Source organism: Paractinoplanes durhamensis, assembly GCF_016862175.1.
Taxonomy (GTDB): Bacteria; Actinomycetota; Actinomycetes; order Mycobacteriales; family Micromonosporaceae; genus Actinoplanes; species Actinoplanes durhamensis.
Genome location: NZ_BOML01000013.1, coordinates 280,737 through 305,750, shown reverse-complemented (window position 1 = coordinate 305,750; position 25,014 = coordinate 280,737). Strand labels below are relative to the sequence as shown.

24 protein-coding genes are annotated in these 25,014 nt (G+C 72.5%); 11 read left to right on the top strand and 13 right to left on the bottom strand.

Annotated elements, in window-relative coordinates:
- Positions 1–5: 5 nt before the first annotated feature.
- The gene (locus tag Adu01nite_RS08120; RefSeq protein WP_239132223.1) at positions 6–641 is read left to right on the top strand and encodes a TetR/AcrR family transcriptional regulator; all 636 of its coding nucleotides are present in this window, start codon (positions 6–8) and stop codon (positions 639–641) included.
- On the opposite strand, the gene larB is transcribed toward Adu01nite_RS08120, so the two are convergent.
- From larB to Adu01nite_RS08105, 3 genes are all read right to left on the bottom strand, one after another.
- Positions 634–1,311, bottom strand: a complete 678-nt coding sequence (gene larB, locus Adu01nite_RS08115) for a nickel pincer cofactor biosynthesis protein LarB (RefSeq protein ID WP_203725906.1) — start codon at positions 1,309–1,311, stop codon at positions 634–636. The two genes, Adu01nite_RS08120 and larB, sit on opposite strands and share 8 nt — an antisense overlap.
- Positions 1,304–2,155: an ATP-dependent sacrificial sulfur transferase LarE gene (larE, locus tag Adu01nite_RS08110; RefSeq protein WP_203725905.1), complete on the bottom strand. Its 852-nt coding sequence runs from the start codon at positions 2,153–2,155 to the stop codon at positions 1,304–1,306. The genes larB and larE overlap by 8 nt, the downstream gene beginning before the upstream one ends.
- 77 nt (positions 2,156–2,232) lie before the next feature.
- Positions 2,233–2,772 carry a glucuronate isomerase gene (locus Adu01nite_RS08105; RefSeq protein WP_203725904.1) on the bottom strand — a complete coding sequence of 180 codons (540 nt, stop codon included), beginning with the start codon at positions 2,770–2,772 and terminating at the stop codon, positions 2,233–2,235.
- A gap of 75 nt (positions 2,773–2,847) precedes the next feature.
- Between Adu01nite_RS08105 and Adu01nite_RS08100 the strand changes: the two genes are divergently transcribed.
- The 4 genes from Adu01nite_RS08100 to Adu01nite_RS08085 all read left to right on the top strand — a co-directional run bounded on the left by Adu01nite_RS08100 (position 2,848) and on the right by Adu01nite_RS08085 (position 7,751).
- Positions 2,848–4,122, top strand: coding sequence for a lactate racemase domain-containing protein (locus Adu01nite_RS08100; protein WP_203725903.1), 1,275 nt, complete (start codon positions 2,848–2,850; stop codon positions 4,120–4,122).
- An 85-nt stretch (positions 4,123–4,207) separates the two neighbouring features.
- Entirely contained in the window at positions 4,208–5,989 is a 1,782-nt protein-coding gene (gene uidA / locus Adu01nite_RS08095; RefSeq protein ID WP_203725902.1) for a beta-glucuronidase, read from the top strand.
- Complete coding sequence (gene larC, locus Adu01nite_RS08090) at positions 5,986–7,257, top strand: nickel pincer cofactor biosynthesis protein LarC (protein WP_203725901.1); 1,272 nt, start codon at positions 5,986–5,988, stop codon at positions 7,255–7,257. The genes uidA and larC overlap by 4 nt, the downstream gene beginning before the upstream one ends.
- Positions 7,254–7,751, top strand: coding sequence for a hypothetical protein (locus Adu01nite_RS08085; protein WP_203725900.1), 498 nt, complete (start codon positions 7,254–7,256; stop codon positions 7,749–7,751). Before larC ends, Adu01nite_RS08085 begins: the two co-directional genes overlap by 4 nt.
- 23 nt (positions 7,752–7,774) lie before the next feature.
- Here the strand turns inward: Adu01nite_RS08085 and Adu01nite_RS08080 are convergent, their stop codons facing one another.
- On the bottom strand, positions 7,775–10,291 hold the full coding sequence (locus tag Adu01nite_RS08080; RefSeq protein WP_203725899.1) for a tetratricopeptide repeat protein: 2,517 nt from the start codon (positions 10,289–10,291) through the stop codon (positions 7,775–7,777).
- A 105-nt stretch (positions 10,292–10,396) separates the two neighbouring features.
- On the opposite strand from Adu01nite_RS08080, the gene Adu01nite_RS08075 reads away from it, so the two are divergent.
- Entirely contained in the window at positions 10,397–11,152 is a 756-nt protein-coding gene (locus Adu01nite_RS08075) for a helix-turn-helix transcriptional regulator (RefSeq protein ID WP_203725898.1), read from the top strand.
- A gap of 39 nt (positions 11,153–11,191) precedes the next feature.
- Positions 11,192–12,340 (top strand): 4-hydroxybenzoate 3-monooxygenase, encoded by a 1,149-nt coding sequence (locus Adu01nite_RS08070; protein ID WP_203725897.1) that lies wholly within the window; start codon positions 11,192–11,194, stop codon positions 12,338–12,340.
- On the opposite strand, the gene Adu01nite_RS08065 is transcribed toward Adu01nite_RS08070, so the two are convergent.
- From Adu01nite_RS08065 to Adu01nite_RS08040, 6 genes are all read right to left on the bottom strand, one after another.
- Positions 12,290–12,994: an HAD family hydrolase gene (locus tag Adu01nite_RS08065; protein ID WP_203725896.1), complete on the bottom strand. Its 705-nt coding sequence runs from the start codon at positions 12,992–12,994 to the stop codon at positions 12,290–12,292. The two genes, Adu01nite_RS08070 and Adu01nite_RS08065, sit on opposite strands and share 51 nt — an antisense overlap.
- A 10-nt stretch (positions 12,995–13,004) precedes the next feature.
- Positions 13,005–13,229 (bottom strand): MmyB family transcriptional regulator, encoded by a 225-nt coding sequence (locus Adu01nite_RS08060; RefSeq protein WP_203725895.1) that lies wholly within the window; start codon positions 13,227–13,229, stop codon positions 13,005–13,007.
- Positions 13,230–13,349: 120 nt separating this feature from the next.
- Entirely contained in the window at positions 13,350–14,906 is a 1,557-nt protein-coding gene (locus Adu01nite_RS08055; protein ID WP_203725894.1) for a DHA2 family efflux MFS transporter permease subunit, read from the bottom strand.
- 97 nt (positions 14,907–15,003) lie between these two features.
- Positions 15,004–17,118 carry a (Fe-S)-binding protein gene (locus Adu01nite_RS08050; RefSeq protein WP_203725893.1) on the bottom strand — a complete coding sequence of 705 codons (2,115 nt, stop codon included), beginning with the start codon at positions 17,116–17,118 and terminating at the stop codon, positions 15,004–15,006.
- Between the two features lies 1 nt (position 17,119).
- Positions 17,120–18,100 carry an electron transfer flavoprotein subunit alpha/FixB family protein gene (locus tag Adu01nite_RS08045; protein WP_203725892.1) on the bottom strand — a complete coding sequence of 327 codons (981 nt, stop codon included), beginning with the start codon at positions 18,098–18,100 and terminating at the stop codon, positions 17,120–17,122.
- Positions 18,101–18,115: 15 nt separating this feature from the next.
- Positions 18,116–18,907, bottom strand: coding sequence for an electron transfer flavoprotein subunit beta/FixA family protein (locus Adu01nite_RS08040; RefSeq protein WP_203725891.1), 792 nt, complete (start codon positions 18,905–18,907; stop codon positions 18,116–18,118).
- A gap of 184 nt (positions 18,908–19,091) precedes the next feature.
- Here Adu01nite_RS08040 and Adu01nite_RS08035 point away from each other — a divergent pair, with 184 nt between their 5' ends.
- The 3 genes from Adu01nite_RS08035 (at position 19,092) to Adu01nite_RS08025 (ending at position 21,023) form a co-directional block, all read left to right on the top strand.
- A complete protein-coding gene (locus tag Adu01nite_RS08035) occupies positions 19,092–20,012 on the top strand; it encodes a universal stress protein (protein WP_203725890.1) in 921 nt (306 codons plus the stop codon).
- A 16-nt stretch (positions 20,013–20,028) separates the two neighbouring features.
- A complete protein-coding gene (locus Adu01nite_RS08030) occupies positions 20,029–20,550 on the top strand; it encodes a flavodoxin domain-containing protein (protein ID WP_203725889.1) in 522 nt (173 codons plus the stop codon).
- Positions 20,551–20,639: 89 nt separating this feature from the next.
- A complete protein-coding gene (locus Adu01nite_RS08025) occupies positions 20,640–21,023 on the top strand; it encodes an Hsp20/alpha crystallin family protein (RefSeq protein WP_239132222.1) in 384 nt (127 codons plus the stop codon).
- Positions 21,024–21,121: 98 nt separating this feature from the next.
- Here the strand turns inward: Adu01nite_RS08025 and Adu01nite_RS08020 are convergent, their stop codons facing one another.
- Complete coding sequence (locus tag Adu01nite_RS08020; RefSeq protein ID WP_203725887.1) at positions 21,122–23,587, bottom strand: cation-translocating P-type ATPase; 2,466 nt, start codon at positions 23,585–23,587, stop codon at positions 21,122–21,124.
- Positions 23,588–23,589: 2 nt separating this feature from the next.
- Positions 23,590–23,829 (bottom strand): SHOCT domain-containing protein, encoded by a 240-nt coding sequence (locus tag Adu01nite_RS08015; RefSeq protein ID WP_239132221.1) that lies wholly within the window; start codon positions 23,827–23,829, stop codon positions 23,590–23,592.
- A gap of 166 nt (positions 23,830–23,995) precedes the next feature.
- On the opposite strand from Adu01nite_RS08015, the gene Adu01nite_RS08010 reads away from it, so the two are divergent.
- Positions 23,996–24,640 carry a response regulator gene (locus Adu01nite_RS08010; RefSeq protein WP_203725886.1) on the top strand — a complete coding sequence of 215 codons (645 nt, stop codon included), beginning with the start codon at positions 23,996–23,998 and terminating at the stop codon, positions 24,638–24,640.
- A 20-nt stretch (positions 24,641–24,660) separates the two neighbouring features.
- Here Adu01nite_RS08010 and Adu01nite_RS08005 read toward each other — a convergent pair whose 3' ends face one another.
- Positions 24,661–25,008, bottom strand: a complete 348-nt coding sequence (locus tag Adu01nite_RS08005; protein WP_203725885.1) for a hypothetical protein — start codon at positions 25,006–25,008, stop codon at positions 24,661–24,663.
- Positions 25,009–25,014 lie beyond the last annotated feature (6 nt).

The window sequence follows — 25,014 nt, the reverse complement described above, 5'->3', positions numbered from 1 at the left end:
TCCGCATGACCAGCCGGCGCAGCGACGCGCTCTCCCGGGAGCGCATCGTCGACGCGACCATCGAGATCCTCGACGCCGCGGGCGAGGACGGCCTGACCCTCCGGGCGGTCACGGCCCACCTCGCGACCGGCCGGGGCGCGATCTACCACCACGTCGCCAACAAGGACGAGCTGCTCGCCGCGGCGGCCGACGGGGTGCTCGCGGGATTGGCCGGCGACGGCGACCCGCGGGAGTCGATCCGTGCGCTGGCGCTGGGGATCTTCGACGCGATCGACCGGCACCCGTGGGTCGGCGCCCAGCTGTCCCGCGACCCGTTCCAGCCCGCCGTCCGCCGGATCTGGACGGGCATCGGTGCGTCGCTGCACCGTCTCGGCCTCACCGGAAAAGCCCGGTCCGACGCCGGGTCGGCGTTGGTCAACTACGTGCTCGGCGCGGCCGCCCAGCACGCCTCCGGCGCCCGGCAGGCCCCGGACGACGCCGCCCGCCGGGCCTACCTCGACGCCCTCGCGGCGGACTGGGCCGAGCAGGACGACGATCCGCTCGCGCGGGAGTCGGCGGCGCTGCTGCGCGAGCACGACGACCGCGCACAGTTCCTGGCCGGGGTGGACATCTTCCTGGCCGGCATCTCAAGCCTTAATTGACCGGCGCCGCGATCTGGGCCGCGAGGTGCCCGGCGCCGTAGCCGTTGTCGATGTTGACCACGGCCACACCGGGTGCGCACGCGTTGAGCATGGTCAGCAGCGCGGCGATGCCGCCGAACGCGGCGCCGTAGCCGACCGAGGTCGGCACCGCGACCACCGGCACCGCGATCAGCCCGGCGACCACCCCGGGCAGCGCACCATCCATCCCCGCCACCACCACGACCGCGCGCGCTTCGCGCAGCAGCTCCAGGCGGGCGACGAGCCGGTGCAGCCCGGCCACGCCGACGTCGACGACGAGCTGGGTACGCCGGCCGAGGTAGCCGGCGGTGAGCTCGGCCTCCCGGGCGACCGGCCGGTCGGACGTGCCCGCGGCGACCACGACGACCAGCCCACCGGCCGCTGGAGGCGCTTCCGGTGGCCAGGCGAGCAACCGGGCCTCCGGATCGTGAAAGGCGCCGGGGAGTTCGGCCCGCACCGCCTCGGCCTGCTCGGGCGTGGCCCTGGTGAACAGGGTAGCGCCGTCGCGGATGGCGCGGGCGATCGTCCGGACCTGGTCGACCGACTTGCCCTCGCAGTAGACCGCCTCGGGATAGCCGCGCCGGTGGGCGCGGTCGTGGTCGAGGTCGGCCAGCTCGTGCAGCGGCCGGGGCGGCACCCAGCCGTCAGCCATGCCGGGTGGCCAGCAGCGGCAGGGTGAAGGCGCCGGACTGGATGCCGGCCAGATCGATCGCGACGAACCGGAACCCGGCCTCGCGCACGCCGGCCAGGATCAGCTCGCGGAGCGGATCGGACACCGCCCGGGGCAGGTCGGCCGGGAGCAGCTCGACCCGGGCGACGTCGCCGTGATGCCGGACCCGGGAGTCGGTGAAGCCCAGCCCGCGCAGAGCGGCCTCGGCGTCCTCGATCTGCCGCAACTTGCCCGGGTCGACGGTGATCGAGTGCGGGATCCGGGAGGCCAGGCACGGCGCGGCCGGCTTGTCCGCGCACGGCAGCCGCATCGCCCTGGCCAGCCGGCGGACGTCGGCCTTGCCCAGCCCGGCCTCGGCGAGCGGCCGCCGGACGCCGTGCTCGGCCGCGGCCTGCGACCCGGGCCGGTCGGGCCGGCGGGCGTCGTCGGCGTTCTCCCCGTACGCGACGGCGTCCAGGCCGTGCCGCTCGGCGAGGTCGGCGTCGATCCGGGTGAAGAGCTCGTCCTTGCAGTGGTAGCAGCGGTCCGGCCCGTTGGCCACATAGGCCGGCCGGTCGGCCTCGCGGGTGTGCACCTCGACGACCGGAACGCCGATGAACGCCGCCACCTGGTGCGCGCCGGTGCGTTCGGCGGCGGCCAGGCTGGCCGAGACGCCGAGCACGGCCAGGACCCGGTCGACGCCGAGGGTGCGCGCGGCCAGCGCGAGCAGGACGGCCGAGTCGACGCCGCCGGAGAAGGCGACGCCCAGCCGCCGGACACCGGCCAGCGACGCCCCGACCTGGCCGGCCGCCTCGGTGAGCTCGCCGAGATCAGCGTTCAGATCCATCGAACTTCCTCTCGTAGCTGCGGGTCTCCGCCCGATCATCGCGCGTACGCTGACTCGATGGCGGACGGCCCGACCATCTATGGCGTGGCACGTGAGGCCGGATTCAGGTCGTCGGCCGGGTCGTCGGTGGTCGCGAGGAACGTGATCCGGAAGCGGTCCATCAGCGCGCGGGGCCGGAACTCGGGCCGGGTCAGCGCGTCGGCGACCTGGTCGTAGATCGCGTCGGCGGTGTCCGCCGAGGGCCGCTCGGCCACCCCGAACACCTCGGCGAGCACGCTCCGCATCCAGAACCGGACCGGCGTTCCGCGGAAGGCCGGCCACTGCTCGCAGAACAGCCGCCAGGCGCGGCGGGATCCGGCGGCGTCGAGCGGGTGGCCGCCGACGCCGAGCTGCTCCAGCGGGACGCCCTGCGCGTGCAGCATCCGGAACACGTAGTGGTCGGGGGAGATGAGCAGGGACGCCGGGTCGCCGAACGGCACGTCGTCGGCGAGCCATCGGGCCGGGACATGACCGTGCGGTGAGATGATCGGCGCGGTGGCGGTGGCGGCGTAGAGCCGGCGGGCGATCGCCCGGACCTGCGGATCCGCCGGGAGCAAACGGTCGGGGGAGAGCGTCATGAGCACATGCTGGGCGCGGCCCGCCCCGGCGGACCACGAGTTGCCGCCAGTTGCCCTCGGCGGGAGATTGGTTCCATGACGACAGTTCACGGCACCCGGCCCGCCGTTCGGGTCGGCGGCGCCACCGGGGTGCTCACCGACGACGAGGTGCGGGCCTTCATCCGGGGCAGGCTGGACGCCGTCGACCTCGACGGCCGCAGCGTCTGCATCCTGGTCCCGGACGGCACCCGCACCTGTCCGCTCCCGCTGCTCCTCGGCGCCGTGCACGCGGCCCTGGCCGGCCGGGTCACCCGGATGACCACCTTGATCGCGCTCGGCACCCACCAGCCGATGAGCGACGCGGCGATCGCCCGGCACCTGGGCTTCGCCGAGGGCGCGCTGGAGGCGACCTATCCCGGCATGACCGTGCTCAACCACGAATGGTGGCGGCCGGAGAGCTTCGCCGATCTGGGCACGATCCCGGCGGCGCGGCTGGCCGAGCTGTCCGAGGGCCGGCTCACCATGGACGTCCCCGTGCTGCTCAACCGGGCGGTGGTCGAGCACGACGTGGCGCTGGTGGTGGGGCCGGTGCTGCCGCACGAGGTGGTCGGCATCTCCGGCGGCAACAAGTACTTCTTCCCCGGCGTCGCCGGGCCGGAGATCATCGACGTCTCGCACTGGATCGGCGCGCTGATCACCTCGGCCGAGATCATCGGCACCACCGCGGTCACCCCGGTCCGGGCGCTGATCAACGAGGGCGCGGCCCTGGTGCCGGCGGAGAAGCTGTCGTTCTGCGCGGTCGGCGAGGCCGGCAGCCTCAACCTGCACTCGATCTCGTTCGGCGACACGATCTCGGCCTGGGCCGACGCCGCCGAGGTCTGCGCGGCCACCCACGTGCACTACCTCGACGAGCCGGTGCACCGGGTGATCTCGCTGGTCCCGGCGATGTACGACGACATCTGGACCGGCGCCAAGGGCTTCTACAAGCTCGAGCCGGCGGTGGCCGACGGCGGCGAGGTCATCCTCTACGCACCGCACATCACCGAGATCTCCACCAGCCACCCGGAGATCGTCGAGATCGGTTACCACTGCCGCGACTACTTCGTGAAGCAGTGGGACCGCTTCAAGCACCACCACTGGGGCACCCTGGCCCACTCCACCCACCTGCGCGGCGCCGGCACCTACGACCTTTCGACGAACGAAGAGCATTTCCGGGTACGGGTGACCCTCGCGACCGGGATCCCCGAAGAGATCTGCCACGCCGCCAACCTCGGTTACCTGGACCCGGCCACGATCGACCTGGACGCCGAACGGGCCGCCGGGAGCTTCGTGGTACCCAACGCCGGTGAGGTCCTGTTCCGGTTGCGCTGAGGCCCGGGCAACTCGTGGCAATCGCTGCGGCACCGGCCGGCTCGGGTGGCTCAATGGGGACACCACCGACGCGAAAGGCCCGATCATGCTCCGTCCGCAGGACACCGCGACCCGGGAGACAAAACGACTCGACGGCCTCTGGTCCTTCCGGCTCGACCCGGACTCGGCCGGCCGCGACGCGGGCTGGTTCCGGCAGCCCCTCACCGGCGCCCGGGAGATGGCCGTCCCGGCCAGCTTCAACGACCTCGCCGCCGACGCCGCGGTCCGCGACCACATCGGCGACGTCTGGTACCAGCGGGTCGTCCGGGTGCCGAAGGGCTGGGCCGGCGAGCGCATCGTGCTGCACTTCGAGTCGGCCACCCACCGGGCGACCGTCTGGGTGAACGACACCGAGGTGATGAGCCACGAGGGCGGCTACACGCCGTTCGCCGCCGACATCACCGGCCTCGCCGTGCCGGGCCAGGAGTTGCGGGTCACCGCGCTGGTCGACAACACCCTGTCGTTCCAGTCGATCCCGCCGGGCGTGATCGAGCAGACGCCGACCGGGCCGGCCCAGATCTACTGGCACGACTTCTTCAACTTCGCCGGCCTGCACCGCTCGGTCTGGCTGGCCGCCACCCCGCCCGCGTACGTCGACGACGTCACCGTCGTGACCGGACTCGCCGGCCGCACCGGCACCGTCGACTACACCACCGTGGCGGCCGGGGCCGAGAGCCTGGGCACCCGGGTGGTGCTGCGCGACGCCGACGGCGCCGAGGTGGCCACCGCGACCGGTGCCGCCGGGCACCTCGACGTCCCCGGCGTGACCGCCTGGGCTCCGGGCGCGCCCTACCTCTACGACCTCGAGGTGCAGCTCGTCGACGAGGCCGGCGGCGTGCGGGACTCCTACCACCAGAGCGTCGGCATCCGGACCGTCGAGGTGCAGGGCACCCAGTTCCTGATCAACGGCGAACCCTTCTACTTCAAGGGGTTCGGCATGCACGAGGACCACGCGACGATCGGCAAGGGACACAGCGACGCCCACCTCGTGCACGACTTCGAGCTGCTGCACTGGATCGGCGCGAACTCGTTCCGGACCTCGCACTACCCGTACTCCGAGGAGGTGCTGGACTACGCCGACCGGCACGGCGTCGTGCTCATCGACGAGGTCGCAGCCGTGGGTCTCAACATGGGCCTCGGCGGCGGCATCTTCGGCGGTCAGGGCTACCCCACGTTCTCACCCGGCACGATCAACGACGCGACCCGGCAGGTGCACGCCCAGGCGATCCGGGAGCTCGTCGCCCGCGACAAGAACCACCCGAGCGTCGTGCTCTGGTCGATCGCGAACGAGCCCGAGTCCGACACCGCGGGCGCGGAGGAGTATTTCCGGCCGCTGTTCGACGTCGCCCGCGCGGCCGACCCGACCCGCCCGGTCGGCTTCGTGAACGTCATGCTCGCCCCGCACGGCGCCTGCCGCGTCAGCCAGTTCGCCGACGTGCTCATGCTCAACCGCTACTACGGCTGGTACGTCAACACCGGCGACCTGGCCGGCGCCGAGGAGGCCTGGACCCGGGAGATCACCGCCTGGGCCGGCGACGGCAAGCCGATCATCATCACCGAGTACGGAGCCGACACCATGTCCGGACTGCACTCGCTCACCCCGCAACCGTGGAGCGAGGAATACCAGGTCGCCTACCTCGACATGAACCACCGGGTCTTCGACGCCTGCGACGCCGTCGTCGGCGAGCAGGTGTGGAACTTCGCCGACTTCGCCACCAAGTCCGGCATCATGCGGGTCGGCGGCAACAAGAAGGGCGTCTTCACTCGCGACCGCGAGCCCAAGTCCGCGGCGTTCGCGCTGCGCCGCCGCTGGCGCGCCAAGGCATGACCGTAACGGCCTGGGTGGACGTATCCGCCGGAGTCGCCGGCGACATGCTGCTCGGCGCCCTGCTCGACGCCGGTGCCGCGCTGCCGGTCGTGCAGGCCGCGGTCGACGCCGTCCTGCCCGGGACCGCCCGGCTGTCGGTCGAACCGGTCGTCCGGGCCGGGCTGCGGGCGGTCGAGCTGTCGGTCGAGGTGTCCGGGGAGCAGCAGCCGCACCGGCGCTGGCGTGACCTTCGCGGGAGCATCGAGCGGGCGGACCTGGCCGCACCGGTCCGCCGGGATGTCCTCGCCGTGTTCGGTGCGCTGGCCCGTGCCGAGGCCCGGGTGCACGGCATCGCCGCCGAGGACGTCCACTTCCACGAGGTCGGCGCGGTGGATTCGGTCGCCGACGTGGTCGGTGTCTGCGCGGCCGTCCACGACCTGAAGCTCGCCGGGCTCGTCAGCGGCCCGGTGGCGCTCGGGTCCGGCCACGTCCGTACTCAACATGGGCTTTTGGCTGTTCCCGTCCCGGCCGTGCTGGAGCTCGCGCACGGCTGGGTGGTCGCCGGCGACGGCCGCGGGGAGCTCGCCACGCCGACCGGGATGGCGCTGATCACCACCCTGACCCGGCAGGTCCCGGCGATGCCGGCCATCCGGATCGGCGCGGTGGGCATCGGTGCCGGAACCCGCGACCCGGCCGAACGGGCCAATGTGGTCCGGGTCGTCCTGGGCGAGCCGATGACGGACGCCGATGAGGTGGTGATCGAGGCCAACATCGACGACCTGGACCCGCGGGTGTGGCCGTCCGTGCTCGCCGAGCTGCTGCGGGCCGGCGCCGCCGACGCCTGGCTGACCCCGATCCTGATGAAGAAGGGCCGCCCGGCGCACACCCTGCACGCGCTCACGCCCTCCGATCATGCCGCCGAGGTCCGCGAAACGATCATCAAACACACGAGCACGATTGGCGTACGGCAATATCCGGTGACCAAGTACGCCCTTCCGCGCGCCTGGGTGCCGGTCGAGATCGACGGCACGACCGTACGCATCAAGATCGCCTTTCAGGACGGTGTGATCCGGCAGGCCACCCCCGAGTTCCGCGACGTCGAGGCGCTCGCGCACGCCGCCGGCCGGCCCGTCCAGGACGTGCTGCGCCAGGCCGTCGCCGCGGCGCAGGCGTCCGGTCTGACCCCGGGCAGCCCGCATCCGGATTCATCCGGGAAACCCTCGCCCGGCCGTGCCACCCCGGACAGTCATGGGGCATACCGGCACACACACGAGGGGGAACATTCATGATCACCAGAAAGCGGGCGATCGGCGCGGGGGCAGCCGTCGCCTTCGTCGCCGCCATCGCCGGCGCGGTCACCACCGTCGCGGCGAGCCCGGCCGCGGCCATCCCGGCGTCGCAGTCGATCTGCTCGATGCCGGGCTTCGAGTTCTTCTCCGACGCCAGCTGGATCACCATGTTGCCGTCCCGGTCGGTCACGACCACCGGTGCGACCACGCTCAAGGTGTCGGCGACCGCGGACATCGGCGTCGAGGCCGCCAACAACGCCGAGGTCCGGCTCGGCTGGTCGGTCAACGGCGCCGCACCGGTCGAGGGCGTCTTCGGCCCGGCCAACTTCGCCAGCCACGCCAACTCGTGGGAGACCCGGACGTCCTGGGCACTCATCAACGTCGGCGCCGGCACCACCACCGTGCAGCCCTACATCCGGCTCAGCGCACCGCTGCTGTCGCCGAGTGCGCACATCCTCCACCGGTGCTTCACGATCGAAGCCACCACCGCCTGACCGCGCTCATGTGAGTGCGGCGCTTAGTTGAGTGCGGCCAGGTCCGCCCGGGCCCGGTCGGCCTCCGGCATGCCGAGCTCGGCGTAGAGCGTCGCGGCATGCCGGAGGTGCCGGCGGGCGGGTACGGTCCGGCCGAGGGCGCGGTGCGCGGCGCCCAGGCCGGCGTGCGCCCGCGCCTGCTGGTCCAGGTCGCCGATGTCGGCCGCGATGGTCTGCGCGGCCTGATGATGGGTGAGTGCCTCGTCGAGCCGGCCGTCGAGGCAGGCGGCCTCGCCGAGTCCGTTGAGCGCCCACACCTCGCCCTCGCGCTGCCCGATGGCGGTGACGATGGCCAGCGCCTGCCGGTGGAAGTCGGTGGCCAGGCCGGGCTGGCCGAGCCGGGCGTGCAGGGTGCCCAGTTCGTCCAGCGCGCACGCTTCACCGGCCCGGTTGCCGAGCCGCCGGTACGCCGACAGGGCCTGCCGCAGATGCCGGGCGGCCACCTGGTGGTGGCCCAGCCGCGCGGTGGCGGCGCCCAGGTTGGTCAGCGCGCCGGCCGTACCGACGTCGTCGCCGCCGGCGCGGTTCAGCGCCAGGGCCTGGGCGTGCCGCTCGGCGGCCCGCTCGTGGTCGCCCAGCCGTGATTCGAGGAAACCGAGATTGCTCAGGACCGCCGATTCGGCCGTGCGGTCGCCGGCGAGCCGGCTCAGTTCGAGCGCACGTTCGTAGTGCTCGGCGGCGGGCCGGAGGCGGCCGCGCCGCTCCTCGACGGCGCCGAGGTTGGTCAGCGCCCGCGCCTCGCCCTCCGCGTCGCCGACCTGCCGGAACAGGCCGCGGGCCCGCTGCAGAAGATCGGCGGCCTGGTCGTAGTGGCCGAGCCGGCGATAGGTGACGCCGAGGCTGCCGAGGGCCAGGGCCGCGCCGTTGGGGTCGCCGGCCGCCCGGGCGGCCCGGTGCGCGTGGCCGTGCACGGCGAGGGCGTCGGCCGAGTGGCCGCCGCCGGCCAGATAGCGGAACAGGATCGGGGACAGCCGGGTGGCGTGGCCGGGCCAGCCCCGGGTCGCGGCGTGCGCGGCCACCGCGACCAGGGTGGGCCGTTGAGCGTCCAGCCAGGCGAGCGCCGCGGGCGGGTCGGCCATCGGCGGCAGCGGCGTGCCGGGCGCGGCGACGGACGGCCGCCGGTGTGCTTCGGCCGGGTGCTGGATGTCGGCCGCCGCGGCGGCACCGGCCAGGTAGAGGTCGAACACCCGGGTCAGCGCGGCCCGGCGGTCGGCGGGCGGATCCTCGTCCCGGGACCGCTGGGCGGCGAACGCCCGGACCAGGTCGTGGAACGTGTAGCGGCCGGCCGCGGCCCGCAGCAGCAGATGGTCGGCGCACAGGTCATCGAGGGCCGCGTCGGCATCGGCGCCGGTCAGGGCGGCCGCCGCGTACGCATCGAAATCCGGCCCCGGATGGGCCGCCGCCAGGCGCAGCAGCCGGCGCCGGTCGGCCGGCAGCCGCCGGTAGGACAGGTCGAGGGCGAGCTGCACGCCGGCGTCCAGCCGCCGTTCCCGGTGCCGTTCGTCGAGGCGGGCGGCGTGGTCGGTCAGGGTCCAGCCGGCGGTGCCGCGGATGTGGCCGGCCACCAGGCCGAGGGCCAGCGGCAGATGCCCGCAGCGCTCGGCGATCCGCTCGGCCGCCGCCGGGTCGGCGCCCACCGGCACCCCGGCCGCGGCCCGGGCCAGCAGGCTCGCCGCCTCGGCCGGGGTGAACACCTCGACCGGCACGCGGGCCGCGCCCGGCAGGCCGTCGAGCGTGCGCCGGCTGGTGACCAGCACCGGGCAGCCCGGCGTCGCCGGCAGCAGCGGCCGGACGGTGTCCTCGTCGGCCGCGTTGTCCAGCACGACCAGGGTCCGGGTGCCGGCCAGCCGCTCCCGGTAGGCGGCGGTCCGGGCCGCCAGCTCGTGCGGCACGTGATGGCCGGGGACGCCGAGCAGGCGCAGGAATCCGTCGAGGACGGCGGCCGGATCCACCGGCGGCTGGGCGGGGTCGGGATGGAATCCGCGCAGGTTGACGAAGAGCACCCGCTCGGCGCGGAGGCGGCCGGCGGCGTGCACGGCGAGCTGGGTCTTGCCGACCCCGGCCATCCCGGAGATGACCACCGGGCCGTCGCCGCTCAGCGCCGCGTGCAGCCTCGCCAGCTCGGCGGCGCGGCCGGTGAACGACTCCAGTTCCGCCGGCAGCGCGTCCTGGACCCGGACCTGGGTCGCCGCCCGGGCCTGGCCCTCGATCACCTGCAGCGCCTGCCGCCACTGCGACACATACCCCTGGTCGGGGTGCAGCGCGTGCACCACCGCGGCGACCAGGTCGGCGTTGACCCGCCGCCGCCCGGTCCGGAAGCAGTCCGCGACCGTGCTCTTGCCGGCCAGCTCGCCGACCGGGCGCCCGGCCTCGGCCCACGCCGCGTTGACCCGGCCGGTGATCGCCTCGTACGAGGGGTCGCCGGCCCAGATCTTCAGCGACCGCAGCCGCTCGGCGAGATCGTCGAGCGTGCCGGCCTCCCCGGGGTCGGGCAGCGTCATCCGAACCTCCTCAGTGGACGCTCCGACGGTAGTGCTCGATCAGCCGGCGGGCAGTCGGCGTCATGACAGCAACCGGGGCTTGATCGACCGGTAGGCTGGCGCGCGATGCCGGAGAACACGCCCAGCGGCGCCGGGCGGCTTCCGCACGGCTTCCGGATGGAGATGCACGCCCACCCCGAGGGCCAGTTGGTGTTCGCGGCGGCCGGCGCCCTCGCCACCACGACCGAACGCGGCACGTGGGTCGCGCCCGCCAACCGGCTGACCTGGACGCCGCCGGGATTCCAGCACGCGCACCGCTTCTACGCCGAGACCGACGTCCGCCTCGTCGCGATCCCGGTCGACCGGTGCGCCGAGCTGCCTCCGCACCCGAGCGTGTTCGCGGTCAGCCCGCTGCTGCGCGAGGTCCTGCTGGCGCTCACCGACCGGCCCGAGAGCCGCCCCGGCGCGTCCGACCGGCTCCGCGCCGTGCTGGTCGACGAGCTGATCGAGACGCCCGAGCAGTCCCTGCACCTGCCCGAACCGGCCGACGACCGGCTGCGCACCGTCACCGACCTGCTGCACGCCGACCCCGGCCGCCCCGCCACCCTGGCCGAGCTGGGCCGGGCGGCCGGCGCGAGCGAGCGCACCCTGAGCCGCCTGTTCCACACCGAGCTCGGGATGAGCTTCCACCGCTGGCGGACCGTCCTGCGGATCCACCACGGCCTGATCCATCTCAGCAACGGCCGGTCGGTCACCGAGACCGCGATCGCGTGCGGCTGGTCGAACCCGACGAGCTTCATCGAGGCGTTCACCGAGGTCGTCGGCCAGACCCCGGGCCGCTACGCCAGCTTGGCGGGTTTCCGGTATCCGAAGTCCATTTGACGGTGGGTGCCATCGTCCGGCGGCTGCAGAGTGGTCGGCATGGTTGAGAACACCACTATCGTCATCGTCGGAGCCGGGGTCGCCGGCCTGACCCTCGGTAATTTCCTGCTGCGCCACGGCATCGGCTGCGTCGTGCTGGAGCGCCATAGCCGCGAGTACGTCGAACGGCGGCAGCGGGCCGGCACCGTCGACGCCCGCGGGGTGCGGATGTACCGGGCGTGGGGGCTCGGCGAGGTGCTGGCGGGCGATCCGCTGCCCGAGGTGGCCGGCGGCTTCTGGATCGACGGCGAGGAACTGCCGATCGACCTCGACGACGAGGACAACGCCGACAGCATCCTCTGCCCGCAGCAGGTCCTGGTCCGCAACCTCACCGACGTGTTCCTGCGCGACGGCGGCGACCTCCGGTTCGAGGCGGCCGACGTGAGCCTGGGCGACGTCGTGCGCTACCGGGACACCGGCGGTGCGGTGCGGGCGATCCGCGGCGACTTCGTCGCGGGCTGCGACGGCGACCGCGGGGTCAGCCGGGCGTCGATCCCCGACGGGGTCCTGACCCGCTACGCCCACGAGTACGGGTACGCCTGGCTGAGCGTCCTCGCCGCGGTGCCGGGCACCTCGTCCGGGATGGCCATCCACTCCCGGGGGCTGGCCGGCCTGATCCCGCGGGGCGCGCACGCCAGCCGCATCTACCTGCAGATCCCGCTGACCGACACCGTCGAGCAGTGGCCGGACGAGCGCATCTGGCGCGAGCTGGACGCCCGATACGGCAGCCCGCGGCAGTCCGGCCCGATCACCGACAAGCGGATCGTCCCGCTGCGCAGCGTGGTCTACGACCCGATGAGCTACGGCAACCTGTACCTGCTCGGCGACGCCGCGCACATCGTCCCGCCGATGAGCGCGAAGGGCATCAACCTCGCCCTCAACGACGCCGAGACGTTCGCCCGCGCCGTGATCCTGCAGGCCGAGAAGGGCGACCCGAGCCTGCTGGACAGCTACTCGGCGGACTGCCTGCGGCACGTCTGGAACTACCAGGCGTTCGCCGCGTGGATCACCGACCTCATGCACGACGCCGGCGACACCACGTATGCGGGCGAGTTCCGCCAGCAGATCGCCCGCGCCGAGTTGCAGCGCCAGTTCACCTCACCGGCCGCGAACCGCCTGTTCAGCGAGCTGACCTCCGGCGTGAACTAGCCCGGGAAGCTCGGCCATCGTCGTGAAGATGTGGGTGGCGCCGGCGCCGAGCAGCGCCGCCGGCGGGTGGTGGGCCGGGCTGTCCGGCGGGCAGAAGCCGAAGACGGTCGCGCCGGCCGCCACCCCCGCGGTCACGCCCGGGACGGTGTCCTCGACCACGGCGGCCCGGCCCGGGTCGATGCCCAGGTGCGCGGCGGCGGCCAGGTAGACGTCCGGGGCCGGTTTGCTGTGCGGCTGGTCCATGCCGCTGAACATCTTCCCGGCGAAGACCCGGTCGAGGCCGACCTTGCGCAGCTGCAACTGCACCTTGCCGAGGTCGGCGCCGCTGGCACAGGCGATCATGCCGCCCAGCCGGGAGTCGATCTCGTGGACCGCCGCCACCGCCCCCGGGACAGCCTCCAGCGAGGCGGTCAGGGCCACGTTGCGACGGTCCCGGAAGTCGTCCAGCCAGTCGTCGGTGACGACGAAGCCGGTGTGCGCGGTGATGATCGCGGTCTCGTCCCGCAGCGCCCGCCCGACGAAGAGCCGGAAACAGTCGTCCGGGCTGATCGCCCAGCCGAGCTCGTGCAGCATCACCCGGAGAACCCCGTTGGTGATGCTCTCCGAGTCCACCAGGACCCCGTCGCAGTCGAACAGAACAGCGTCGAAGGTCATGACCGCGACCCTACCGGCCGACCAGCTGGGCCAGCAGCGTGAGCGCCTCGGCGGACGGGGAACCGGCCGGCGCGGTGTACGTCACCAGGCGCTGGCCGATCGTGTCGGCCGTGCTCAGGGCCTGCTCGGTCACGGTCAACCGGCCGACCAGGCGGCCCAGGCGGTCACCCCGATCGCCTCGGTGCAGAACCTCTACAACCTCACCAACCGTGCGGCCGAGGACGTGCTGAACCACGCCGAGCAGGAGAAGATCGCCTTCCTGCCGTGGTACCCGCTGGCCGGCACCGGCATGGCCGACACCGTCGCGCTCCGGTCCGGTGCCGGGGGTGACCGAAAGTCGCCCCCGGCCCGGACATCAGTGCACGATCACCGGCGCCGCGTCGGCCGGCGCGTCGTCCGCCGGCTGCGCGTCCGAGCGTTTGCGGGGCAGGAACAGCGCCGCCACCACGGTCACCGCGACCAGCGAGAACGCCACCCAGTAGGTGTGCCCGAAGGCGACCGCGGCCTCCGCCAGGCCCTGCTTGACGCCGGCCGGGCCGCCGATCTGCGCGGCGATCGCCGGGTCCTGCCGGGACGCGATCGCCGGGCCGGCCAGCTTCGCGTCCTTCAGGCCGTTGGTCAGGATCACCGACATGATCGCCACGCCGACCGAACTGGCGATCTGCTGGGTGATGTTGAGCAGCGTCGACCCGCGGGCGACCTCGGCATTCCGCAGGGTCTTGAGCGCCGACGTCATGATCGGCATCATCGTGCCGCCCATCCCCAGACCCATCACGAACAGGGTCAGGATCAGCCAGGTGTACGACGTCGTCGAGGTGATCTGGGTCAGGCTCGCCATCCCGGCCAGGATGAACAGCAGGCCGAACGGCACGATCCGGCCGACCGGCAGCTTGTCGCTCAGCATGCCGGCGATCGGCATCGTCAGCATGGCGCCGAGGCCCTGCGGGGCCACCAGCAGGCCGGCGTGCAGCACCGACTCGCCGCGGATCTGCTGGAAGTAGGTCGGCACGAGCAGCAGGCCGCCGAAGAACGCCACCGCGAACAGGAACATCGTGAGGATGCTGATCGCGAGGTTGCGGTTGCGGAACAGCCGCAGGTCGAGCAGCGGGTGCGCCGGTTTGAACGAGTAGACGACGAAGCCGAGCACCAGGGCGAGCCCGACCAGCCCGGGGATGAGGACCTCGGCCGAGGCGAGCGTGCCGGTGCGGGGGACCGACGAGACGCCGTAGAGGAACAGCGCCAGGCCGGGCGACATCATCAGCATGCCGACGACGTCGAGCTTCTCCGACGGGTGCGGTGCATCCTTGGGCAGGACCACGAACGCGTAGATCAGCGCGATGGCGCCGATCGGCAGGTTGATCAGGAAGATCCAGTGCCAGCTCGCGGTGTCGATCAGCCAGCCGCCGAGGATCGGGCCACCGATCGGGCCGAGCAGCATCGGCACACCCAGGATGGCCATCAGCCGGCCCATCCGCTTCGGACCCGCGGCCCTGGTCATGATGGTCATGCCGAGCGGCATCAGCATGCCGCCGCCGAGGCCCTGCAGCACCCGGAAGGCGATCAGCATGTTGATGTCGCTCGCCATCGCGCACAGCGCCGAACCGATCGTGAACAGCGTGACCGCCGTCATGTACAGCCGTTTGGTGCCGAACCGGTCGGCCGCCCAGCCGGTCAGCGGGATCACGGTGGCCAGCGCCAGGGTGTAGCCGGTGACGGCCCAGGCGACGGTCGAGTAGGCGAGCGGGTGGCCGGCCGTACCGAAGGTGGTCTGGAACGTCGGCAGGGCGACATTGACCACCGTGATGTCGAGAATCGACATGATGGCGCCGAGGACGACGACCCCGGCGACTTTCAGGATGTCGCCGGTGATCCGTTGATCGTCCGCGGCGGCGGGGTTGGCAACCTCTGTCATCGAGTCCTTCTTCGAAGAAGTTCAGCTCTCGACCCGAGTGTGCACCCACCCCCTGACATGTTCCGCACACGACGCTGACACGGCCGGATTCGTCCGATCAGTCCTGCGCGGGGTCGCGCAGCGAGCGGAGCAGAACCCGGGAGACGTCGATGACCTCCAGCCCCTCGGGCGCCTTCCCCTGCTGCTTGCGGACGGCGGTGCCGTCGGTGAGCATCACGATGCAGAACGGGCAGGCGGCGGCGATCAGGTCGGCGCCGGTCTCGATCGCCTCGTCGGTGCGGGTCTCGTTGATGCGGACGCCGATCGTCTCCTCCATCCACATCCGGGCCCCGCCGGCGCCGCAGCAGAAGGACGTCTCGCGGTTGCGCGGCATCTCGGTCAGCCGGACGCCGGGGACGCCGCCGAGGATCTCCCGCGGCGGCGTGAAGACCCGGTTGTGCCGGCCCAGGTAGCACGGGTCGTGGTAAGTGATCGCCGCGTCGACCGGGTGTACCGGCACCAGCTTCTGCTCGGCGACCAGCCGGGACAGCAGCTGGGTGTGGTGCAGCACCTGATAGTCGCCGCCGAGCTGCTTGTACTCGTTGCTGAGGGTGTTGAAGCAGTGCGCGCAGGTGACCACGATCCGTTTCACGCCGGCCGCGTCGAGCGTCTCCACGTTCTGCTTGGCGAGCTCCTGGAAGAGCAGCTCCTGGCCGAGCCGGCGGGCGGAGTCGCCGGTGCAGGTCTCGGCGCCGCCGAGCACCATGAACTCGACGCCGGCCTCGGTCAGCAGCTCGGCCACCGCGCGGGTGGTCTTCTTGGCGTTCTCGTCGAGCGCGCCGGCGCAGCCGACCCACAGCAGGTAGTCGACGTCGTCGGGCAGGCGCTGCCCCTCGTCGAGCACCCGCACCTCGAACGGGAGCCCGGTCATCCACTCCAGCCGCGCCTGCGCGCCCCGGCCCCACGGGTCGCCGCTGCGTTCCAGGTTGCGCAGCAGCGTGTGCGCCTCCTTCGGGAACTGCGCCTCGATCAGCACCTGGTAGCGCCGCATGTCGACGATGTGGTCGACGTGCTCGATGTCGACCGGGCACTGCTCGACGCAGGCGCCGCAGGTGACGCAGGACCACAGGACGTCGGGATCGATCACCCCGCCCGCGTCGACCGGCCCGACGAGCGAGCGTTCGGCCTCGGCCAGCACGTCCTTGGGCAGCGCCGCCCGCTCTTCGTCGGAGGTGGCGAGCAGGTACGGCGCCTTGGCGGCGGCGTGATCGCGCAACGCCATGATCAGCAGCTTGGGGGAGAGCGGCTTCTCGGTGTTCCAGGCCGGGCACTGCGACTGGCAGCGGCCGCACTCGGTGCAGGAGCCGAAGTCGAGCATGCCCTTCCAGGTGAAGTCCTCGATGGCCCCGCGGCCGATCTTGTCGTCCTCGCCCGGGTCCTCGAAGTCGACCTCCTTCCCACCGGAGTAGACCGGGAGAAGCGGGCCGAGCGCGCGCGGGCGGCGGGAGAACGCCACGTTCAGCGGCGCGAGGAAGATGTGCAGGTGCTTCGAGTAGAGAACGAGCACGAGGAAACCCAGCACGACGCCGAGCGAGGCGAGAAGGCCTGCGGTTTCGAAAACATCATTTGCCGTACGACCGGCCGGGGCCAGCAGGCGCGCGACCGCCTCGGAGGCGAACGCTCCCGACGCGTACGGGAAATTGCCGGTGTTGATCTGTGCCCCTCGATAGAGAAGCAGGGTCCACATCACGTTGAAGATCATGAATAGGACGAGCCATGCCGGGCCCAGGTGCGAGCCGAAGAACCGCGATCGGCGGCCCTCGCGCTCGGGGCTCTGCACCAGGCGGAGCACACCGAAGACGGCCAGGCCGCAGAGCACCGCCACGATGAAGAAGTCCTCCAGGAAGCCGAGCCATGCCTGCTTGCCGATCAGCGGGATGGCGAAGTCACGCTGGAACAACGCGCCGAAGCCCTCGACGATGGTGGCGAGCAGGATGGTGAAGCCCCAGAACACCGCGGCGTGCGCGGCGCCGGGCACGCTCCACTGCAGAAGCTTGCGCTGCCCGACGACCTCGGTGGTCACCGCCAGCAGGCGTTTCCCCGCGCCACGGGTGCGGTCCGGCTCGACCGGCTGCCCGATCCGCCCGATCCGGTAGAGCATGAACGCACGCCGACCGGCCACGGCGAACGCGGCCAGCGCGATCACCAGGCCCAGGACGAGTCGCAGGACCACGTCATTCCTCCGGTTCCGGGGTTGGGGAGCGGCGCCGTTCGATCTCGGCGAGCAGTTCCGGGACGACCCGGTGCACGTCGCCGACCGCGCCGAGGTCGGCCAGTTCGAAGATCGGGGCCTGCGGGTCGCTGTCGACGGCGACGATCGTCCCGGCGCCGTGCATGCCGGTGCGGTGCCGCATCGAGCCGGAGACCCCGAGGGCCAGGTAGAGGCTGGGGTGGACGATCGTGCCGACCTGGTCGACCTGCATCTCCGCCGGGCACCAGCCCTGCTCGGCCGCGGCGTGAGTGCCGGCCGGAACGCCGTCGAGCGCCGCGGCCAGCCGCCGGACCAGGTCGAACCCGGCCCGGGAGCCGACCCCGCGGCCGCCGGCGACGACCACCGCGGCGGTCGAGAGTTCGGTCGGTTCGACCCGGTCCCGCCCGACCTGCCGGACGGCGCGGACCCGGCCCGGGAAGGTCATCCGGACCGGGCTGACCACCGCCGTCACCGGCGCGGGCGCCACCGTGATGTGCTCGGTGCGGACCGCGAGGATCGGGGTGCCCCGCACCACGACGGACTCCACCCGGTAGGCGCCGTGCTGCACCGACTGGGCGGCGACCGGTCCGTCCGGGCCGGCCGTCACGTCGACCACGTCGCTGAGGATCCCGGAGTCCAGGCGTACCGCGACCCGCCCGGCGATCTCCAGGCCCTCGCGTCCGGAGGCGACCAGGATCGCGGCCGGTGGCCGGCGGCCGGCGAGCTGAACCAGCGCCTCGACCCGGGCCGACACCGGATGGTCGGTCATCTCGGGGGCCGGCACCGAGTAGACGGTCGCGGCGCCGAACCGCCCGAGCGCGGCGAGGCTCGCCGGCTCGACCGGACCGCCCAGCACCGCGGCGGGCGTGCCGAGCCGGCGCGCGACGGTGAGCAGAGCGCAGGTGGCGCGGCGCACTCTGTTCCGTTCCGCACTTCGTTCCGCGAGAACCAGGACTTCCGCCACCGCGTGCCTCCCGGCCTAGAGGAATTGGCGCTCGGCCAGGAAGTCGGCGACCCGGACGGCCACGCTCGCCGGGTCACCCATGGCGAGCACGTCGCAGTCGGGGCGGCGCCCTCGGCGCGGCGTCGCCGAGCGGACGGCGCACGCCGAGCCGGCCAGGCCGACCTCGGCCGGGTCGATGCCGAGTGTTGCCAGAGTCCACACCTGGATCGGTTTGTCCCGGGCGTCGTGCCGGGTCACGAACCTCGGGTAGGGCGGCTCGCCGCATCGCTCGGTCACCGAGACCACCAGCGGCGGCGTGGCAGCAAGAACCCGCCGGTCACCGCACCCGTCGTCCCGGTGGATCTCCACCGTCCGGTCGCGCACCTCGAGCCGATCGGCGAAGCAGAGCGCCGGCACCCGCAGCCGTTCCGCGATCATGGCGGGCACCGCCGACATCCCCGAGTCGGCCGTCGCCGAGCCGCACAGCACCAGGTCGAACCCGAGCCGGTCGACCGCCGCGGCGAGCACCCGCGAGGTGGCCAGGGCGTCCGACCCGTGCAGGGCGTCGTCCCGGATGTGCACGGCCGAGCGGGCACCGAGCACCAGCGCGGTACGCAGGGCGTCCACCGCGCCGGCCGGCCCCATGGTGACCGCGGTGATCTCGGCGTCCGGCTGCTGCCCGGCGATCTGCAGGCTCTGATCGACGGCATACCAGTCGGCGGTGTTGAGCCCCGCCGGCCCGGCGTCTCGGATGACGGTGAGGTCGGGCGCGAAGGCAAGGCGGGTATCGGTGGACGGCACCTGCTTGACGAGTACCACGATCCGCATCGCGTGGACCTCCCGGCCGGCCCCCTGCGGGGCTGAACGCGAGTTTAGGACGACGACTGTCGATCTGACCAGAGCTCCGTCCGCTTGACGTCGGACGGCCGGTGGGGACCATCGGCCCTTCCCGGTTGAGCTCCGCGGGGCTGTGCTTGATGGAGAGAAGCGGAACGGTCCAGGGAGGCCGGCCATGAGTGATCTCGACAGACTCCGTATCGAGCGCGAAGCACGCCACGACCACGCGGATCGCGGGAACCCCGGTCGGTACGGCGCGGCGATCAACCGGTACCTGGGCGCCGTTGGCTATCGTCCGGATGAACCGGCCCGGCCGGCGCCCCGGCCCGCCTCGTCGCCCAGCAGCGCGACCTCGGGTCTCGTGCTCGTCGGGGTGGATGAGAACCCCCCGAGCTACACCGCCGTGGACCATGCCGCGATCGAGGCCGAATTGCGAGGCTGGGACCTGCGGATCGTGCACGTGCAGAGGACCGGCGGTATCCGCCCGTCCGCGCAGGAGGGCGGTGCCTCCCTGCTGGAACGCCTTACCGACCGGGTCCGCGCCTACTCTCCCACGGTGGCGGTGACCAGCCGGCTGCTCGTCGGCTCGGCCGCGCCACTCCTGCTGGCCGAGGCGCGCGACGCCGGTCTGGTCGTGGTCGGTCATCAGCACGGTGCCGTCGGCGCGGCATTCGGTGTCAGCGTCGGTGACCGGGTCGCCGTGGACCACACCGGTGTGGTGCTGGTCGTGCGCGTCCCCGGCTGGCCGGCCGGTCCGGGATTCGGTACCCGCCCGGTCGTGGTCGGGGTGGACCGGGACGACAGCCCGGCCATCGGGTTCGCTCGCCGCGAGGCTCTTCTTCGGGGCAGCGATCTGGTGGTCCTGCACGCGGACACGACGCCCAGGGCCGCTCGGGTGGAGACGGTCGGCGGTGTCCGGATACATCGGCGGTTCGTCGCCGAGGACCCGGCCGTCGCTCTTGTCGAGGCGTCGAACGAAGCCGCCGCGTTGGTGATCGGCCGGCACGGCCCGGGCGGAATTCCGGCCGGGTTGCTCGGTTCGGTGAGCCGGTCGGTGGTGCAGCGTGCGCACTGTCCCGTCTTCCTGGTGGGCTGACACCGAAGGAGTCGTCATGGTGGTTCTGGTGGCTTACGGAAGCACCGGGGGCGGCACCGGCGAGATCGCCGCGTGGATCGCCGAGGAACTTCAAGCGGCCGGTTTCGCCGTGCAACTCACGCCGGCGGGTGAGGTGACCGGCGTCGCCGGGTACGACGCGGTCGTTCTCGGGTCTGCGCTGTATGCGTTCGGCTGGCACGCGGACGTCCGTCGCTTCGTGCAACGTTTCTCGCACGTGCTCCGCGGTCGCCCGGTGTGGCTGTTCAGCAGCGGGCCGCTGGACAGTTCCGCGGACGCCGGCGCACTGGAGCCGGTGCCGCACGCGGCGTCGGCGCTGCGTGACCTCACGGCTCGGGCGCATGTGACATTCGGCGGCCGGATGACCACCGATGCACATGGCTGGCTCGGTCACGTAGCCCAACAGCTCGCCCGGGAAGGGCACGTGGGTGACTTCCGCAACCCGGTCCGGGTGCGGGCCTGGGCACGAGGCGTGGCCGGTGAGATCGCCGCCGCCCGCCGCATGCCCGAACAGATCTGACATCCGGCCGTCCGGCCCTGACCGGACGCTGACAGCCGAGACCGGATGCAGGAGCAGGGCCAAGGAAGGGAGGAGAAATGAGTGGAACGATGACGCGATGGCTGGGTGACATGACCGACTGGTTCGAGGTCGATCTGCCGCGTCCGCTGCTGCCCGCGATCCGCTTCGAGGACAAGATCAGCGCAGAGGAGTACGTCCTCCGCGCCGAGCTGCCCGGGTTGGACCCCGAGAAGGACGTCCAGATCACCGCGCTGCACGGCGTGCTGACCGTCAAGGCCGAGCGCCATGAGGAGGAGGCGAGCCGGCACCGCAGCGATTTCCGCTACGGATCCGTGCAGCGTTCGGTGCGTCTGCCGGCCAATGCCGACGAACCCCGGATCACCGCCTCCTACCGTAAGGGAATCCTCGAGATCACGGTGCCGTTGACCGCACCGCTCGACACCGGCACGACGATCACGGTCAGAACCGAATGATGAACGAATGTGCCGACGATCGGCCGGCGGCCCACGGGCCGCCGGCCTCATTGGTGCCCGCTCGGCTCACCACATGAGGCGTGGGGCGGTGCCGCCGGTCAGGCGCGGCCGTGGCGCAGCAGCCGAAGAGCTACGCCGGGAAGCACGGCGATCAGGGCGCAGCCGAGCAGCTCGAGGGCGGTGAGCGGCTCGGTACCCAGCAGGGTGCGCAGAGGTTCGGTGACCACCCCGGCTACCTGCAGCAGGCCGGACAGGGCGACTGCGGCCGGAAGCCATGGGTTGCGTTCGCCGCCGGACGTCGTCCTGGCGCGGACCGCGAGAGCGACGCCGAGCTGTGCCAGGCCGAGGACGACGAACATCACCGACTGCCACGGTCGACCGGCCTGGTCGGCGATCACACCGGCGGCCAGCACCACGGTCGCCACGGCGACGCCGCCGGCCAGCACACTGCCCAGCAGCCCGTCGCCGAGCACCGACTCCTGGGGTGAGCGTGGCGGCCGGCGCAGCACACCCTTCTCCGCGGGTTCGGCGCCGAGCGCTACCCCGGGCACCCCGTGCGTGAGCAGGTTGATCCAGAGCAGCTGGCCGGGCAGCAGAGCGAGCGGCATGCCCAGCAGCGGCCCGGCCAGCATCACGACAAGTTCGGCGATACCGCCGGCGAGCGCGTAGCGCAGGAAGCGGCGGATGTTGTCATAGATGCGCCGGCCTTCGCCGATCGCGTCCGCCACGGTGGCCAGGTTGTCGTCGACAAGGACCAGGTCGGCAGCCTGCCGGGCCACCTCGGTGCCGCTGCCCATGGCGACCCCGATATCGGCACGGCGCAGTGCCGGCGCGTCGTTCACGCCGTCGCCGGTCATCGCGACGACCTCGCCCTGCTGTTGCAGGGCCGCGACGATGTCGAGCTTGCGGTCGGGCTGGGTGCGTGCGTACACCCGGATGCCGGCGACGTCGGCCGCGGTCAGCGGCCCGTCGTCGCCGCGGGCGACGCGGTCGCCCGGGCCGAGAATGCCCAGGTGGGAACCGATGGCCGCGGCGGTCGCGGGGTGATCTCCAGTGATCATCAGGAGGCGTACGCCGGAGGCCTCGAATGCGGTGGCGGTGGCGGCGGCCTGCTCGCGCAGCGGATCGCCGATGCCGACCAGTCCGGCCGGGCGCAGCGGAGCCGCGATGTCGGGCCGTGCGGAGTGGGCGGCGGCGACGGCCAGCACCCGCAGCCCGTCGGCGGCGAATTCCCGGGCCGCCGCGAAAAGATCGCTGTCGGCCTCCGGATCCAGGATTGCTTCCGGAGCGCCTTTGGCCACGATCAGGTATCCGCCGGTGTCCAGGTGGTGCGCGGTGGTCATGCGCAGCGCGGCGTGGTCGAACGGCTGCTCGGCGACGCGTGGCGCCTTCGCGCGTTCGGTGACCCAGTCGTAGCCGCACCGGCCGGCGAAGGCGAGCAGGGCTGCCTCCATCGGGTCGCCGGCCGGCGACCAGTCGGGCTTCACCAGGTCCGCGTCGTTGCACAGGAGACCGGCCAGGGCGAGCGGGCGGAGCTCGTCCACCCCGGCCGGCTGGATGGTTCCGGTCGGGGTGTATCCGGTGCCGGTGACGGTGTACCGCCCGCCGGTCGCGGTCACCGCGCGCTGGACGGACATCCGGTTCTCGGTGAGCGTGCCGGTCTTGTCGGCGGCGATCACGGTGACCGAGCCGAGCGTCTCGACGGCGTGCAGCCGCCGAGGGATGGCCCGGGTACGGGCCATCCGGCGGGCACCGAGGGCGAGTGCGAGCGTCACCACGGCGGGCAGGCTCTCCGGTACCGCGGCCACCACCAGGCTGACCGCGGTGATCGCCATCCGGACGACCGGCTGGCCGGCGAGCATCCCGAGTCCGAAGACGATCGCGGAGACGGCGACAGCGGCCGCGCCGAGGGTCCGCCCCAGCGCGGCGAGCCGGCGTTGCAGCGGGGTCAGGCCGGGGGCGGTGCGGGACACGAGGTCGGCGATGCGGCCGAGCGAACTGTCGGCGCCGACCCGGACCACGATGCCGGTGGCCCGGCCGGTGGTGAGTACGGTGCCGGAACCGGACTCCTCGCCGGGGCCACGATGCACCGGGACGGACTCGCCGGTCAGCGACGACTCGTCGAACGCCGCCCGCTCGGCGACGGCCAGCTCCAGATCGGCGGGCACGACGTCGCCGGCTTCGAGGCGCACGAGGTCGCCCCGGACCAGGTCAGCGGCCGGGACGATCCGGTCCTGGCCGTCGCGGACCACGCGCGCGGTCGGTGCGGCGAGGTCGTCCAAGGCGGCGATGGCCGCGTCGGCGCGTACCTCCTGCACGACGCCGATCACGGTATTGACGAACACGACCAGCGCGATGACCGCGGTGTCCGGCAGGTCGCCCAGAATCGCGGTCACCACGGCGGCGATCAGCAGCAACGCGACCAGCGGGTCAGCCAACTGGTGGCCGATCCGCCCGAGGAGATGGCGCTGCACCGGCTTGGCGACGACATTCGGCCCGTCGGCCCGGCGACGCTCGGCGACCTCGGCCGAGGTCAAGCCGGCGACAGCCGCGGTCCGATTCATCGCTACCGCCGGCCGGCCCGCAGCGTGCGCAGACGTTGTTCGTAGTCCTCCTGGTCGATCTCACCGCGCGCGAAGCGGCCGGCGAGGACACGCTCGGCGTCCGGCGCCGGCGACTCGGGTCCGCCCTGGCCCCAGTGGAACTGGGCGACCACGAGCCCGGCGAGCAGGAACAGGGTCGGTAGCACGATGGCGAAGCCGATGAGTGACCAGCCGACGCCCATGCCACTTCCGTGGTACATCATGGCGCCACCCCTTTCATGGGTCTCGATGCCATCGTCCGGCCGGAAGGGGCGGGGGAGCAGAGTCGATCGGCCCTATGGCGTTCCTCCTCGCGCCGTGGCGAAGTACCGGTGGATGCGGGACTTTCGACTCCTTGGCAGGCGGGGCCATTCAGGATAGGAAGAAGGGATGATCCGGGTATTCGTGCTTGACGACCATGAGGTGGTCCGACGCGGCCTGATCGACCTCCTCGAGAGCGACGGCGACATTCAGGTCGTGGGTGAATCGGGGTCGGCCCAGGAGGCGAGTCGCCGCATCCCGGCGTTCCGCCCGGATGTGATGATTCTCGATGCTCGCCTGCCCGACGGCAACGGCATCGACGTGTGCCGTGACGTGCGGGCGATCGACTCGTCGATCAAGGGGCTGATCCTCACCTCCTACGAGGACGACGAGGCCCTGTTCGCCGCGATCATGGCCGGCGCGTCGGGTTACGTGCTCAAGCAGATCCGCGGCACCGATCTGGTCGACGCGGTCCGCCGGGTCGCCGAAGGGCAGTCGCTGCTCGACCCGGCGATCACTCAGCGGGTGCTCGAGCGCATCCGTAACGGGGTGGAGGCGCCGCGTGAGCTGGCCGGGCTGACCGAGCAGGAGCGCCGGATCCTCGAGTTCATCGCCGAGGGCCTCACCAACCGGGAGATCGCGTCCAGGATGTTCCTGGCCGAGAAGACGGTGAAGAACTACGTGTCGCACCTGCTTGCCAAGCTCGGCCTGGAGCGGCGCACGCAAGCGGCGGTCCTGGCCACCCGCCTGCTCGGCGAGCACCCGCACGGGTAACCGGTTCGGCCGTTGCGCCGTCAGCCCCCGGCCGTCAGCCGGTGTGCGCCGATCAGGCGCGCCCACCAGGGGCGCGCCGAGTCCGGGCCGAGCGGTGGGCAGACCGCGTTCTTGACGCTCACCCAGCCACCCGGCCCCATCGTGACGGCGCCGATGGCGGGACGCCGGCGGGTGGCCGCGACGATCGCCGTGCCGGCGATCGCCACCGCGGCGGCGGTGGCCAGGACGGTGCCGGTAAGCCTGGTGACATCGACGACCGGCCGGAAGGTGGCCGTCTCCGGGCCGGCGATCCAGGCGCCGACCGGACGGTCCCCGTCCATCACCGGTGTCACGGTGACCATCGGCCGGCCGTCGATCTCGGTGTGCACGATCGA

Excerpts from the sequence above, each read along its gene's own strand:
- larC (WP_203725901.1), top strand. The coding sequence starts at position 5,986 with ATGACCGTAACGGCCTGGGTGGACGTATCCGCCGGAGTCGCCGGCGAC.
- Adu01nite_RS08055 (WP_203725894.1), bottom strand. The coding sequence starts at position 14,906 with ATGACAGAGGTTGCCAACCCCGCCGCCGCGGACGATCAACGGATCACC.
- larE (WP_203725905.1), bottom strand. The coding sequence starts at position 2,155 with ATGGATCTGAACGCTGATCTCGGCGAGCTCACCGAGGCGGCCGGCCAG.
- Adu01nite_RS08105 (WP_203725904.1), bottom strand. The coding sequence starts at position 2,772 with ATGACGCTCTCCCCCGACCGTTTGCTCCCGGCGGATCCGCAGGTCCGG.
- Adu01nite_RS08025 (WP_239132222.1), top strand. The coding sequence starts at position 20,640 with ATGACGCGATGGCTGGGTGACATGACCGACTGGTTCGAGGTCGATCTG.
- Adu01nite_RS08075 (WP_203725898.1), top strand. The coding sequence starts at position 10,397 with ATGCCGGAGAACACGCCCAGCGGCGCCGGGCGGCTTCCGCACGGCTTC.
- larB (WP_203725906.1), bottom strand. The coding sequence starts at position 1,311 with ATGGCTGACGGCTGGGTGCCGCCCCGGCCGCTGCACGAGCTGGCCGAC.
- Adu01nite_RS08065 (WP_203725896.1), bottom strand. The coding sequence starts at position 12,994 with ATGACCTTCGACGCTGTTCTGTTCGACTGCGACGGGGTCCTGGTGGAC.
- Adu01nite_RS08085 (WP_203725900.1), top strand. The coding sequence starts at position 7,254 with ATGATCACCAGAAAGCGGGCGATCGGCGCGGGGGCAGCCGTCGCCTTC.
- Adu01nite_RS08070 (WP_203725897.1), top strand. The coding sequence starts at position 11,192 with ATGGTTGAGAACACCACTATCGTCATCGTCGGAGCCGGGGTCGCCGGC.
- Adu01nite_RS08040 (WP_203725891.1), bottom strand. The coding sequence starts at position 18,907 with ATGCGGATCGTGGTACTCGTCAAGCAGGTGCCGTCCACCGATACCCGC.
- Adu01nite_RS08100 (WP_203725903.1), top strand. The coding sequence starts at position 2,848 with ATGACGACAGTTCACGGCACCCGGCCCGCCGTTCGGGTCGGCGGCGCC.
- Adu01nite_RS08010 (WP_203725886.1), top strand. The coding sequence starts at position 23,996 with ATGATCCGGGTATTCGTGCTTGACGACCATGAGGTGGTCCGACGCGGC.
- Adu01nite_RS08015 (WP_239132221.1), bottom strand. The coding sequence starts at position 23,829 with ATGATGTACCACGGAAGTGGCATGGGCGTCGGCTGGTCACTCATCGGC.
- Adu01nite_RS08120 (WP_239132223.1), top strand. The coding sequence starts at position 6 with ATGACCAGCCGGCGCAGCGACGCGCTCTCCCGGGAGCGCATCGTCGAC.
- Adu01nite_RS08020 (WP_203725887.1), bottom strand. The coding sequence starts at position 23,587 with ATGAATCGGACCGCGGCTGTCGCCGGCTTGACCTCGGCCGAGGTCGCC.
- Adu01nite_RS08035 (WP_203725890.1), top strand. The coding sequence starts at position 19,092 with ATGAGTGATCTCGACAGACTCCGTATCGAGCGCGAAGCACGCCACGAC.
- uidA (WP_203725902.1), top strand. The coding sequence starts at position 4,208 with ATGCTCCGTCCGCAGGACACCGCGACCCGGGAGACAAAACGACTCGAC.
- Adu01nite_RS08030 (WP_203725889.1), top strand. The coding sequence starts at position 20,029 with ATGGTGGTTCTGGTGGCTTACGGAAGCACCGGGGGCGGCACCGGCGAG.
- Adu01nite_RS08080 (WP_203725899.1), bottom strand. The coding sequence starts at position 10,291 with ATGACGCTGCCCGACCCCGGGGAGGCCGGCACGCTCGACGATCTCGCC.